At 61.7% G+C, this 12195-nt stretch carries 20 protein-coding genes; 17 read left to right on the top strand and 3 right to left on the bottom strand.

The window, feature by feature from the left end; genetic code table 11:
• Nucleotides 1-142 precede the first annotated feature (142 nt).
• Together B7O88_RS04220 and B7O88_RS04215 are read right to left on the bottom strand one after the other, a co-directional pair.
• Nucleotides 143-631 (bottom strand): phage regulatory CII family protein, encoded by a 489-nt coding sequence (locus tag B7O88_RS04220; RefSeq protein ID WP_088273977.1) that lies wholly within the window; start codon nt 629-631, stop codon nt 143-145.
• Between the two features lie 317 nt (nt 632-948).
• Nucleotides 949-1176 carry a hypothetical protein gene (locus B7O88_RS04215; RefSeq protein WP_088273976.1) on the bottom strand — a complete coding sequence of 76 codons (228 nt, stop codon included), beginning with the start codon at nt 1174-1176 and terminating at the stop codon, nt 949-951.
• Nucleotides 1177-1275: 99 nt separating this feature from the next.
• Between B7O88_RS04215 and B7O88_RS04210 the strand changes: the two genes are divergently transcribed.
• The 17 genes from B7O88_RS04210 to B7O88_RS04130 all read left to right on the top strand — a co-directional run bounded on the left by B7O88_RS04210 (nt 1276) and on the right by B7O88_RS04130 (nt 10682).
• Nucleotides 1276-1911, top strand: a complete 636-nt coding sequence (locus tag B7O88_RS04210) for a LexA family protein (protein ID WP_088273975.1) — start codon at nt 1276-1278, stop codon at nt 1909-1911.
• 96 nt (nt 1912-2007) lie between these two features.
• On the top strand, nt 2008-2202 hold the full coding sequence (locus B7O88_RS04205) for a hypothetical protein (RefSeq protein ID WP_088273974.1): 195 nt from the start codon (nt 2008-2010) through the stop codon (nt 2200-2202).
• Nucleotides 2199-2483, top strand: coding sequence for a hypothetical protein (locus B7O88_RS04200; protein ID WP_088273973.1), 285 nt, complete (start codon nt 2199-2201; stop codon nt 2481-2483). Before B7O88_RS04205 ends, B7O88_RS04200 begins: the two co-directional genes overlap by 4 nt.
• A complete protein-coding gene (locus B7O88_RS04195) occupies nt 2480-2734 on the top strand; it encodes a hypothetical protein (RefSeq protein ID WP_088273972.1) in 255 nt (84 codons plus the stop codon). The genes B7O88_RS04200 and B7O88_RS04195 overlap by 4 nt, the downstream gene beginning before the upstream one ends.
• Nucleotides 2724-3008, top strand: coding sequence for a phage antirepressor KilAC domain-containing protein (locus B7O88_RS04190; RefSeq protein WP_088273971.1), 285 nt, complete (start codon nt 2724-2726; stop codon nt 3006-3008). Before B7O88_RS04195 ends, B7O88_RS04190 begins: the two co-directional genes overlap by 11 nt.
• Nucleotides 3005-3385, top strand: a complete 381-nt coding sequence (locus B7O88_RS04185; RefSeq protein ID WP_088273970.1) for a hypothetical protein — start codon at nt 3005-3007, stop codon at nt 3383-3385. Before B7O88_RS04190 ends, B7O88_RS04185 begins: the two co-directional genes overlap by 4 nt.
• Entirely contained in the window at nt 3382-3630 is a 249-nt protein-coding gene (locus B7O88_RS04180) for a pyocin activator PrtN family protein (RefSeq protein WP_088273969.1), read from the top strand. Before B7O88_RS04185 ends, B7O88_RS04180 begins: the two co-directional genes overlap by 4 nt.
• A gap of 26 nt (nt 3631-3656) precedes the next feature.
• Nucleotides 3657-3962, top strand: a complete 306-nt coding sequence (locus B7O88_RS04175) for an Acb2/Tad1 domain-containing protein (protein ID WP_088273968.1) — start codon at nt 3657-3659, stop codon at nt 3960-3962.
• Between the two features lie 29 nt (nt 3963-3991).
• The gene (locus tag B7O88_RS04170; RefSeq protein ID WP_088273967.1) at nt 3992-4336 is read left to right on the top strand and encodes a hypothetical protein; all 345 of its coding nucleotides are present in this window, start codon (nt 3992-3994) and stop codon (nt 4334-4336) included.
• Nucleotides 4337-4377: 41 nt separating this feature from the next.
• Complete coding sequence (locus tag B7O88_RS04165; protein ID WP_088273966.1) at nt 4378-5196, top strand: DUF2303 family protein; 819 nt, start codon at nt 4378-4380, stop codon at nt 5194-5196.
• 69 nt (nt 5197-5265) lie between these two features.
• Nucleotides 5266-5760: a hypothetical protein gene (locus B7O88_RS04160; RefSeq protein ID WP_088273965.1), complete on the top strand. Its 495-nt coding sequence runs from the start codon at nt 5266-5268 to the stop codon at nt 5758-5760.
• The gene (locus B7O88_RS04155; protein WP_088273964.1) at nt 5757-5960 is read left to right on the top strand and encodes a hypothetical protein; all 204 of its coding nucleotides are present in this window, start codon (nt 5757-5759) and stop codon (nt 5958-5960) included. The genes B7O88_RS04160 and B7O88_RS04155 overlap by 4 nt, the downstream gene beginning before the upstream one ends.
• A gap of 1 nt (nt 5961) precedes the next feature.
• Nucleotides 5962-7122 (top strand): hypothetical protein, encoded by a 1161-nt coding sequence (locus B7O88_RS18055; RefSeq protein WP_200818405.1) that lies wholly within the window; start codon nt 5962-5964, stop codon nt 7120-7122.
• Nucleotides 7119-7403, top strand: coding sequence for a hypothetical protein (locus tag B7O88_RS18050; RefSeq protein WP_200818404.1), 285 nt, complete (start codon nt 7119-7121; stop codon nt 7401-7403). The genes B7O88_RS18055 and B7O88_RS18050 overlap by 4 nt, the downstream gene beginning before the upstream one ends.
• Nucleotides 7400-9214 carry a DNA cytosine methyltransferase gene (locus B7O88_RS04140; RefSeq protein WP_088273963.1) on the top strand — a complete coding sequence of 605 codons (1815 nt, stop codon included), beginning with the start codon at nt 7400-7402 and terminating at the stop codon, nt 9212-9214. The genes B7O88_RS18050 and B7O88_RS04140 overlap by 4 nt, the downstream gene beginning before the upstream one ends.
• On the top strand, nt 9211-10407 hold the full coding sequence (locus B7O88_RS18120) for a DNA adenine methylase (RefSeq protein WP_088273962.1): 1197 nt from the start codon (nt 9211-9213) through the stop codon (nt 10405-10407). The genes B7O88_RS04140 and B7O88_RS18120 overlap by 4 nt, the downstream gene beginning before the upstream one ends.
• Nucleotides 10404-10682: a pyocin activator PrtN family protein gene (locus B7O88_RS04130; RefSeq protein ID WP_088273961.1), complete on the top strand. Its 279-nt coding sequence runs from the start codon at nt 10404-10406 to the stop codon at nt 10680-10682. Before B7O88_RS18120 ends, B7O88_RS04130 begins: the two co-directional genes overlap by 4 nt.
• Before the next feature lie 317 nt (nt 10683-10999).
• On the opposite strand, the gene B7O88_RS04125 is transcribed toward B7O88_RS04130, so the two are convergent.
• Nucleotides 11000-12121 carry a site-specific integrase gene (locus B7O88_RS04125; RefSeq protein WP_088273960.1) on the bottom strand — a complete coding sequence of 374 codons (1122 nt, stop codon included), beginning with the start codon at nt 12119-12121 and terminating at the stop codon, nt 11000-11002.
• Nucleotides 12122-12195: the final 74 nt, after the last annotated feature.

Below are 12195 nucleotides of genomic sequence, written 5' to 3'. Positions count from 1 at the left end.
CTTCATCACAATCGAGGCAGTACGGGTGGTCGATAGCGGGCCGCGAGGCTTTCTGGCGGCGGGCCGCGAGGCTTTCTGGCGGCGGGCCGCGAGGGCATCATCAAGCAACTGCTGGGCGCGATCGCTGCCAAGATCACATGCATCAGCCATGGTCTGCGCCCTCCTCCATCGCCTGCCGCGCCCCAGCGCAGATGCCCAGCAGCTCGGCGATCACGCGCCCGGCGCAGTGCTCCAGCTTCAGCACCTCGTGCAGATCCCACCGCCCATCAGCCACGCCCTCATGCAGGCTCGCAACAAAGCTTGCGTCTGCGCCGGCCATTGCCGCCAACCCAAGCAGCGCCTGCGGCGTGACCTTGACAGGCATCGGCTTGAACGCGACCGCTCCACCGGGGCGCACCAGCGCTGCAGCAAGGCGTTCGTCTTGGGTGATGGTGAGAATGTCCTCGATCCACTCCGGCATGATCGGGCGATTAAGGCTGGGGCTGAGCGCCTTGGTCAGCGCATCGGGTGACACTCCCATTTCCAGGGCAACAGCAGTGATACCCCCGCGAAAATCACGGCACGCGCGATACAGCGCGGCCCTGAGTGACAGCACCGGCCCGGCGTCCGGCAGCAAGTCTTTACGGCTCATAGGTCTTATTTCCCCTTTATCGCCGTAGCCAAGGGGCGCAGGGGCGCTTATCCTTGGTCTACAGCAGTCGCCGGCCCCTTTGCACTGGCTGTGTCAGGGGCTGACTGTTGTGCGGTGAGCGGTGTGGTAGCTGCTCACCAACCCCGTCAGAGTCAGGGTCTTCCGTGGTAGGTGGTCCCTTGGCTCTGACACCTATTCAGCCAGTCGCAACGCGGCTGGCTTTGTTTCTTGCTCTGTGCCGGTAGCGGTCTGCTGGTGAGGCTCCCGCTACCGGCTCCCGCCGTGCTTGAGTTGGCTGTGTCTCCGGCGGGTGTTACTCAGGCTGCTACCGGCTCCGGGCCAAGCAGTCCGTAATGCAACAGCACATCCTGCATGGCTACTGCGCCGCAGCTCTGCTGCGCAAGGCTTTTCATCAAGCGCACGCTGGGCTCCTTGGTCGCATACAGAATGTGAGTGGTGAGATAGTTCACCGTGGTGTTGCAGGCCGCCGCGTAAGCCTCAAGGGCTTGAGCGTCCAGGCCCTTAATGAAGTCTTTTAAGGTCATGGCGTGATCCTCCTGCCGACAAAGCTACCTGATAGGTAGTTTTCACGCAATACCCTATTGGCAATTTACCTAAGAGGTAACTAACCAGATACTGACGCCATGACAGTCCAAGACATTCGCTACCAAAACACCCTGCGCCTGCTGGCAGAGCGCAAGCTAAAGCTGAAGGAATTTGCCGAGCTGCTTGGCAAATCCCCTGCTCAGGTCTCAGCTTTCGCAGGAAGAAACCCCCACAAGAAAATCGGGGAGCAGGTAGCGCGGGAGATCGAAAAGGCATTCAACATCCCGAAGGGCGCCTTGGACTTCCCAGAACATCAGAACGTGTCAGACGGTCGCCCAGCCGGACGGCAGCTACCAGTGATAGGAAGCGTGGTGGCAGGTACCTTTTGCGAAGCATTCGACCAATTCCACCCAGGCGACGCCGAAGAGTGGATCGAAGCCCCCGGCCCAGTTGGCCCCAACGCATTCATCCTTCGGATCGAAGGCATCAGCATGGAGCCCAAGTTTGTTGATGGCGACAAGGTCGTTATTGACCCATCACTGGAGGCAACCCCCGGCTGCTTCGTGGTGGCAAAGCGCACCAGAGACAACGGCGTGACCTTCAAGCAACTGCGCCGCGAAGGCGACGAATACTACCTCTACGCCCTAAACGACAGCTGGCCAGATCGCGTGATCAAACTGGATGAGGAGTGGCATATCTGCGGCCGCGCCCGCTGGAAGATATCAGACCTCTGATCGAAACAACCTAAAAAACTACCTATCAGGTATTGCAAACTACCCAAAGGTAAACTAGATTTGTGTTGAACCCACCTACCACACAGGTTCAACACAATGCGGACACAGCCAAGCAACACCTGCAGGGTATACCTGCACCCCACAGCGGCCACTAGCCCGGCCACTATCGCAGCCATCATCAAGCGCACCGGCCTTGCCATCGTTATCGGTGGCAATCGCGCCGGCGCCGCCCTGCGCCCTGTTCAACCGGTCGATGACGTCGGCCCCTGGGACGGAGGGTCGGCAGCGTGAATACCCTTACCGACCTCAGCAAAAAACTACTGCCCGCCCAGGTCAACGCCGGTGGCGCGTTCAGCGTGGCGTTTACCCACACACGCATCTACGGCACCAGCACGCAGAACTACGGCACCCTGCAGGTGCATCGCGAGGCCAAACAGCTGCGCCTGCATCTGCGCGTAGACGGCGAGCTGCACACCCTGACCATTCCCCAGGCCGAAGCCACTAACCCGGTGGCGCGCATTGAGAAATGGATCGACGACTGCGCCAATGGCCAGCTGGAGCGTGCAGCGTGAGCCGGGAAGAACAGCGAGACATCGCCGTGGGCGGCATCCTCCAATCACTGAATGACGCGCGCTACGCATCGGATAAGGAACCAATCTCCAGTGAATACTTCGGCGTAGCTTTAGGCATGATCAGCCTCGCCTATTCGTTGGGTTTGATTAGCTTTGCGGAGCGAATCCGTCTCGGCAAGCTGAACCTAAACGCCGCCTCCTACGCCAGAAAGGCCCGCGCAGCAGCACAGGAGCCCACCCATGCCGCATGAATACGACCTGGCCACCACAGCCAAGCTGCTGAACACCGGCCTCAAGCGCCTGACCGCAGACCTCAAGGCCCGCAAAATCCTTGATCAGCACTGCCTGCCCTACAACACGTCAGACGTTGACCGCGGCCGCTTTCGCGTTCAGCTCAAGCACCACAACGGCAACCCGCAGATCAACAACGGCAACGGCCAGATCTACGGCCAAACCTACGTCACCCAAAAGGGTTTGCGCTGGCTCGCCGACCTGATGGGCGTAGAGATCGAGGAGGCAGCGTGATCAACCCCAACAAAGCCCCGCTCAACCCGCAGCCGCTGATCGATCGCATCACCGGTGCCGTTGCCCTGCTGCAACTGCGCCTCAAGCACCCGACCGCCGTCGATGCCAAGCAGGCCGCAGCCGCAGCAGATGAAGCACTGGAGCACCTGCGTCGCCTGGACAACACAGCCCTGCGCCTGGCCGAGGCCCTGCATATTGGCATGGCCCGCTTCCCGCACCCGCTCACCGTCAGCGTCGGGTTTGCAGGGCGCGGCCAGGAGCAGCTGCAACTCACCGTAATGGACGGCCAGCATGTAATGCACATGGTCCAGGCCAAAACAGTAGATGGTCTGCGCGAGCTGCTTGCAGTGGGCTACCTGCCAGAGGTGGCAGCATGACAACCGCCACCCTGGCACAGCTGCAGCGCCGCTACACGCTGCCGTATCTCACCCTGAGCGAACTGCGCGCCGAGCACTTCCCGCACATTCGCACAGACCGCCACCTGCGCCGGCTGATCGATACCGGTGAGCTGCAAATCACGCTCCAGCGGCTGCACGCATCCAAGCGCAGCCCGCTGGTCGTCACCCTGGAAGAGCTGGCCCGATACCTCGACGCCCAGCTCCAACGGGCCAACGCCGCCTAAGCGGCACACAACCAGAGGAAACCCACGTGGAAAACCAACACCGCAAGATCAGCGGCTACCGCGAGCTGAGTCAGGAAGAAGTTGACCTGATGAACCGCATCAAGGCCAAAGGCACAGAGCTGCTGCAGCTGCAGGCCGAACTGGCTAATCACCTACTCGATCAGCGGCAAAAAAAGGCCATCGCTTCAGAGAATGGCCAGCAGGCCGCAGTGCATGAGTTCGTTCGTTTCTCCCGCGCAGAACCAGAGCGCTGGGCAGCCATCGGCAAGACCGACATTCAAACCGGAATCATGGCCCTCGTCCGTGCTGTAGCCCAGCCCAGCGAAGCCTGATCACCCCCTACCAAAGAGGAAGCACCGCAATGAAACCTACCGACCCGGGCGAGTTCATCGCCAGCTTGAACGCCGGCGTACTCGCCAACCAGATGGGCATGGCCCTGTCGCACGTCGCCGCCGGCGTCGTTGAGCACGGCAAGAAGGGCAAAGTCACCCTCACGCTTGAGCTGAGCCAGATCGGCGACAGCCACCAGGTGAAAGTGGCACACAAGCTGGACTTTACCGAGCCAACCAAGCGCGGCAGCAAGCGTGAAGACACGGCCACCGAGACGCCGTTCTTCGTCACTGCCAACGGCCTGCAGCTGTTCGCAGACAACCCCAGCGGCCAGCTGTTTACCAAGCAGGACGCCCCGGTCGTCGCCCGCGACTGACCGCCAGCAGCACCAATCCACCTACCACAAGGAAAGACCTAATGCTGACAGCAGAAACACTCAAGCAAATCACAGACGCCGCCAACGTCGCCTACGGCAAGCCGCTGGAGTCGTTCACTCCCGCACTGCTGGTTCCTGATAGCTACTCGCTGAAGAACATCGAGCATCTGCAAGAGTTCCGCAGTCGCTTCCGCGGGCAACTGCGCACCAAATCCATCGCCGACTTCTGCAAGTACGTCAAAGAGCACCGCGTAGAAACCTTCGCCACCATCGGATTCGTAGACGCAGAGCGCATGGCCTGCAATGTCATCTTCAATCTCGGCCACATCGAAGAGCCAGGCCACGGTGACGACGAAGCGCTGCTGCAGCTCAAGCCCACCGCTGCGTTCAAGGCCATGAAGCAGATCGCCGGCGAACACCTCGGCCAGACCAAACTGGCCGAATGGATGGAGGACTGGCACGGCAGCCTGGTCGTGATCGACGCCAACGGCGAGAAGATGGAAGTCGCCGATGCCGTACAGAAGATCCGCACCATCACCATCACTGCGAAGGCAGAGCGCACCAGCTCCGAGAGCAACTTCGGTACCAGCCGCAGTGCGATGGACTCCATTGAAGCCAAGCACGCCGAGAAGCAGCCGGCCGAACTGCACTTCACCACTGTGCCGTATGAGGGCCTTGCAGCACGCACCTTCATCCTGCGGATCAGCATCCGCACCGGCGAGAAGCCAACGCTGATGCCCCGCTGGGCCATGCAGGAACAGAACGAAGAAGACATGGCGCAGGAGTTCAAGCAAGTACTACTGAACGAGCTGAGCGAAGTCGCAGACCTCACCGTCGGCACCTTCGCCATCGGCAAGTAACCACCAACAACAGCAGCCAGCCCGGTGCAGCACCTACCACTGCGCACCGGGCGCAGGGAGACACAGCCAATGACCGAACCAACCACCCTCACCGCCATTCACTACTTGGGCGCCGCCATCCTCGTCCTGATCGTCCTGCTGGCTATCGCCTGCTGGTGGGCCTATGACGCATTTGAGCGCGGCAGCAGCATGGGCCGAGCCGAACTCAGCAAGCTGCGCGCAGGCATGAACTCGGCAAACCGCAACAACAACGACCTACGCCGCGAGACAGTCAGCCTGAAGAACCAGCTGGAGCGCACCAAGTCGGACTACGCCCAGGCACTGGAACAGCAGCAGCTGAACCACGAGCAGGAGCTCCAAGCCCTGCGCGCCAATCTCACCCCGCTCAGCGAGCGCGACATCAGCACCATCGGGAAGATGGCCGAGAAGCTGAACCTCGCCGCCAACGCCCTGCACGCCACCGGCAGTTTCAAGGAATCACGCGAGGCCAAAAACCTCGCCTCCAGCGGCTTCCGCATCGTCGACGACCTCACCCGCGCCCGCGCCACGCAGGAGGCAGCATGACAGGCCAAGCCATCCGCACCCGGCAAGAGCTGATGCAGCAACACGCCGCCCATGCCGCCAACATCGCCCTGCTGCTGCGCACCCCGCCCAAGGGCGAAGCCGCACGCTTTCGCCAGCAGAAGACAATCGACAACCTGCGCAACCAGATGCTGGACATCGACATCCAGCTGATGCGCGAAGAATGCGCAGAGGGGGTGTGATATGCAGTCACCTGACCAGAACGTCGAACGCAACCGGCAGCTGCTGCTGGACCGCTCCCTTGTCGGCCTCAAGAAGTACGGCGTCACCACCGAGCGCGACGACCTGACCCTGAACGAATGGCTGCAGCACCTGCTGGAAGAGCTGCTGGACGCGGCCAACTATGTGCAGGCAGCGATGAACAACGCGGCGCCTGATACCTTTGCGCAGCGCTTCAGCATGTACGAGGGCATGCTGCTGTGGATCCTGTATCACCACCAAGGCGGCAAAAGCACCATTGGCCAGCCTATCCGCCGCCTGCTTGGGATAAAGCAGCACGCTCCACTCTCAGCTATGCAAGTGCAGCACGCCGAGGCTGTCGCGCGCATGTATGGCTCGCCAAATAACCTGCATGCAGAACCAAGCGCAACCGACACCACCCCGCCAACGCTCTGCCAGACCATCCACCTCGGGCAACCCGGCGTCACCGTAGAACCCTGCTTGATGCTGGGGCCGGATGAAGAGGAGGTGGCCTGCCTGCTGTTCACCGCCCCCGGTACCGAAGTGCGCCTGACCTGGCCAACGCAAACCCAGGCACTGGCCGTACTGGCTGCTGCAACTGGGGAGCAGGCAGAAACGCCACCCGCCCATGCGCCTGTTGAGCAAGCAACTCACAAGAAATCCTTGTCGGTTCGACAGTCCATCATCGATGTCCTGCTGTCGACAACTGGCCAATCGGAGGCGGTAGCGGCGGACGCGATCATGTCGATAATGCGCCCACCTGTTGAGCGGGTGGAGCAGGGCCATGACGCTATAGCGCTGGATAAGGCGCGAAAAATCATTCAGATCATGTATGGCGATATGCCAAAAGGCGGATCTACTCAGCTGCTCGCTATGGTTCAGGTGTGCGTACTTGAAGCCATGAGCCATGTATGCACCCCACAACACGCACCCACCCCCGTGCCACTCGCAGCCAAACACCAGGGCATGTGCATCAGCGCACAGGGCTTGCTTGCCCGCGTTCGCGGCCGCCTCCAGTTCGGCGCACGCGAGATGCTCAAGCACCTCGAAGAAATGGCCGACCGTTACTACGCCGGAGATATCTCTGTGGTGGATGAGTTCCTGCAACTGTACTGCCTGGACGAGAAGCGGCCGGAGCAGCAGACCGAAGGGGCGCAGCGATGAGCATCGACATCCCCCGCGCCTGGGAGATCGCTCGATCTGTATCTCCCGAGTATCACCACAACGCATGCAGCTTCAACGTGACCAACGGCGGCGTGCTGTGCGACTGCGACGTTATCTATAAGCACGCCGAGTATCTGGACAAGGCCAACTTTTACGGCAAGGACGGGGCAGTGCTGCAACCGACACAGCCCACACCGTGCAAAGGCTACTGCCTGACTCGGAGCGGCAACCGCACCACCGGCCACATCCAGTGCGCAGACTGCGGGAGGCCGAAGCCATGAATCTCCACACCCAATACCAGCTCAACTACGCCAACGACCTGCGCATCGATCTGTTCGCAGGCGGCGGCGGGGCCAGCACCGGTACCGAAATGGCGACCGGCAAGCCGGTGGACATCGCGGTCAACCACAACGAGAACGCGATCAGCATGCACCGCGTGAATCACCCCTACACCCAGCACTTCACGTGCGACGTGTACGAAGTGAAGCCGCACGAGGTCACCGGCGGGCGCCGAGTGGCACACCTGCACGCCTCTCCAGACTGCACCCACCACAGCCAGGCAGCAGGCGGCCAACCGCGTAGCACCGCAAGCCGGTCACTGTCGTGGGTTATCGCCATGTGGGCAGGCCAGGCGGCGCCGGCAATGATCACGATGGAAAACGTCAAGCAGATCCGCAACTGGGGGCCACTGGTAGCTAAGCGCTGCAAGGTCACCGGGCGCGTGGTCACACTCGACCGCATCACCTGCCCCCGCACAAACAAGACCATCAACCGCGTTGCCGACCCGGGCGAGCGGGTACCGGTGCAGAACCAGTTCCTGATCCCCGACCCGAAGCGCAAGGGCAAAACGTGGCGCGCCTTCCTTAAGCACCTGCGCGGGCTTGGGTACCAGGTGGAGCACCAGCTGCTGCGCGCCTGCGACTACGGCGCAGCCACCACCCGCGAGCGCCTGTTTCTGGTCGCCCGCCGCGACGGCCTGCCGATCTGCTGGCCCGAGCCAACCCACTTCGAGAAGCCCAAGCGCGGCCAAAAGCGCTGGCCAGCAGCAGCGGACCACCTCGACTTCAGCCTGCCCTGCCCGTCGATCTTTGACCGGCCCCGACCGCTGGCCGATGCCACCATGCGCCGCATCGCCAAAGGCATCCGCCGCTTTGTGCTCGACTCTGCGCAGCCCTTCATCGTGCCGATTGCCAACTGGAGCAGCGACCGCGTACACCCCGTCGACGAACCGCTGCGCACTATCACCGGCCAACCCAAGGGCGGGGCGTTTGCGCTGACCTCTGCTGTCATTGCACCGGCAACCCATCAAGGGTCAGACCGGGTGCAAGACGCTCGGCAGCCACTGCCAGTCATCACCTGCGCCAACCGGGGTGAGCTAATGGTTGCGTCGCCAGTGCTGGTTGGCGTTGGCGGGCCAGCATACTCCGGCAAGCCCACAGACGGCGGCAAACCACTCGGTGCGATCTTGACCGAGAATCACCGGGCAATCGCCTGCGCCTTCATGGCCCAAATGAACGGCGGCTACAACACCACCCCCGGCCACCCGATCACCCGGCCAGCCAGCACCATCGTCGGCAAAGCCAGCCAGCAGCAGCTGGTCACCGCCAACTTGGTCACCCTGCGCCGTAACTGCACCGGCCAACCGGCAACGGCACCACTGCCAGCCATCACCGCCGGCGCGGAGCATCACGCCCTGGTTGAATGTACCCTCTCCCCCGAGGTGATCGAAGAGAAAGCCCTGCGCGTTGCAGCGTTCCTCATGAGCTACTACGGCACCGACAACCTCTCAGCTGCTGACGCCCCGCTGCCCACCATCACCACCAAAGACCGGCTCGCGCTAGTAACCGTGGTGTACCAGGGCACGCCCTACGTCATCATCGATATCGGCCTGCGCATGCTCCAGCCCCGCGAGCTATACGGCTGCCAAGGCATGCCCAGCAACTACATCATCGACCGCGGCCACGACGGACGCACCTTCAGCAAGTCGGACCAGGTGAAGATGGTCGGCAACAGCGTCAGCCCCTACCCCATGGCCGCGCTGGTGAAAGCCAACGAGCACGATCAGCAGCTGATGCAGGGGGTGGCGGCATGATCACCACCCCCGTCATCCGCTACCACGGCGGCAAGTTCAGGCTTGCAAGCTGGATCTTGCAGCACTTCCCGGAGCATCGCGTCTACGTTGAGCCCTTCGGAGGCGCTGCCGGCGTGCTGATGCAAAAGCCGCGCAGCTTCGCAGAGGTCTACAACGATCTGGACGGCGATATCGTCAACCTGTTCCAGGTTCTGCAAGACGCAGGGCAACGCGACCAACTCACCGAACTGCTGGTGCTCACGCCCTACGCTCGATCTGAGTTTGAGCGGGCCTTTGATGAAACCAACGACCCAATTGAACAGGCCCGCCGCACTATCATCAGGGCTGAAATGGGTTTCGGCTCTGCCGGCGCAACCAAAGGGCGCACAGGTTTCCGGATCGATACCAAACGCGAGTACGCCACCGCGCAGCACATCTGGGCGCGCTTCCCCGACCGCATCGCCGCGATCTGGCAACGCCTGGCGGGCGTGCTCATTGAGCAACGCCCTGCCATTGAAGTCATGCAGGCGCACGACACGCCAGACACCCCGCATGTATGGACCGACTCGGCCAGCGCGGGCTGGCACTGGAGGCGACCGCATGAAAACCCCACTCATCCTGCGCAACCTCGACCTGCCACAGCACTGCGATATCTGCGGCCAACGCCGCAACCAGGGCGACCACCAACCCTGCTCCCGCAAACGCCAACAGATCGGCCAGCTGCGCCGCAAGCAGGAGGCCCAATGACAGCGCGCAAACACAGCATCCAGAAGCGCCGGAACAAGATGACGGAGATACTGCTGCGCACCGTCGCCATCGTGCATCACAGCGCCCTCGGCTACGGTGAGGTGCGCACGGTCGACATGAAGCTCGAGCGCGTCTCCCTGCTCGACCGGCACCAGGCCGGCGCGATCGCAGAATGGGCGCACCCATGGTGTGTGTTCATGGCCGTGATGACCGACGACAAGCGCATGCACACAGCTGTCGTAAACCTCAGTTCACCAATGGTACAGGCCGACCTGACGCCCACGCTGGAAGAAGAGCACCAGCGGCTGCTGGCCAAGGTAAAGATTGAGATAGGGCTGGAAGGCAACGGCGTGCAGGTCCACTCATTCGGATGGATCGCAATGCCACGTCAGCAAGACGTTGAAGACGAGAAAGCCGAGCGCCTGTTTGCTGCTGCGCTGCGGACAATGCGGAGGGCTGCAGCATGAACACGCTGTTTCTACTGATGGCGCAGTACAACGGCTTGGCCATCGTGCCGCTGGAGAGAGTCTGCAACGACTACTTCCAGCACCTGACGCCGGAGAAGATGCAGCGCAAAGTCATGGCCGGCGAGATCGACCTGCCGATAACGCGGATTGAGGGGAGCCAAAAAGCGGCAAAGGGAGTGCACCTGCAGGATCTGGCGAACTACCTGGACGAGCAGCGCCGGCGGGCAGTCGTGGAAAACGACAAGCTACACGGCCGCTTCAAGAAGGCCAGCTGACGTGCCCGGCCCTGTGTCACTTTCGATCAGCTGGCACGACCTGCTGCCAGCGGCATCATCCGCAAGTGAACGCCGCCAAAGATGGGCGCGCTGGCTGCAGCTGACCAGATCAGCGGATCAACCGGAAAGCGCCCGCTACTGGGCAACGCCTGACCAGACTTGCAGAACTTGCAGGCACCGCCGTGGCGGCTGGTGCACTGCTCAGGCGCTACCTTGTACCGTCAACCCGATAACGACCATGAACCACAATCAGCTTGGCCTTGCCTGCATGGGCGCAGGCTACACTAAGCAGCCGCCAGAACAGCTAACGTTGCCGATCAGGATGCTCGCGCACCCAGATCAACCGGCGCATCAATAATCCGCTGCAGCCATTCCCACTCAGCGTACTTGTCACCCTGCTTGCGCAGGTGCGTGTAGCGCCGCAGCGAGTTCCAATCTCGATGGCCTGACACGCTGGCCACCCGAGGGATATCCCAAGCCATCTCAAACAACCGGCTCACACCCTCATGCCGCAGGTCGTGAAAGTGCAGGTCATCGATCTGCAGAAACTTGCAGGCACGCAACCAAGCAGCACTGACTGATGAGCTGTTGTAGGGGAAGACTTCGGCACACCCCCGCGGCATGCTCTGCAGGATTGCCCAAGCTTCATCCGGCAGCGAGCACCAGACATTGTTGCCGATCTTCTGGCCTGGGTTCTTCATGTCTCGCACCATGACCCGCTGATGCTCGTCGTCCACGTCTGCCCAGAGGATCCGGGTAATCTCATCCTGCCGGCGCGTAGAGAATAGCGCGAAGCCGATCACCTTCAGCATGTTGATAGAACTCGGGCGCCGCTGCTGCATATCGGCAAAGTGCTGTAGCAGTTGGTTCAGCTCATCGAGTGTCGGGCGCCGGTTACGCTCTTTGCTACGGGAGGTCAGGCCCATCTTGCGCAGCACCTTGCGTGCATCCGTCATCGCGTGCGGGTCAACCTCATAACCCCACGCCGGCTTGGCCACCGCCAGTACCGCACCCAGGTGCGACAGATCATTGCCCACGGTTTGAGGCGTGACACCGCCACCCTCCGGCCCAGCGCGCCAGATGGCGTACTCAACCAGCACCTGGCTGGTCAGGTCACAATCCATCACCTCACCGAGCCAACTCGATGCGATCGCTTTCAGGGTGGCCAGCTTCGTCTTGCCGAGCGGACGCATGGCGCCAACCTGCTCGATGTACTGATCGATCATCTCAGCAACCGACGCACCCTCTCGCATCGCCCGATCAAGTGCACCCGGCTGAGCCAGCTCCCCTTCCCGTCGCTTCAGCCAGGCGCTGGCCGCTTGCTTGCGGTCGAAGGTCTGGCTTTCCTGATAAACTGTCACCCCACCCCGCATGATCCTGATCTGGGCGGTGTGACTCGATGATCCGTTCTTGCGCTTGCGCGTAATAATTGAGCCCATTTTCCCTTGCTACATTTTTTGATCGCCTTGCTACATTGTAGCAACGACCTATCAAAAACGGGCGAAAATGGCAT

The organism is Halopseudomonas aestusnigri (assembly GCF_002197985.1).
Classification (GTDB): domain Bacteria; phylum Pseudomonadota; class Gammaproteobacteria; order Pseudomonadales; family Pseudomonadaceae; genus Halopseudomonas; species Halopseudomonas aestusnigri.
This window is presented reverse-complemented; position numbering and strand designations above follow the sequence as displayed.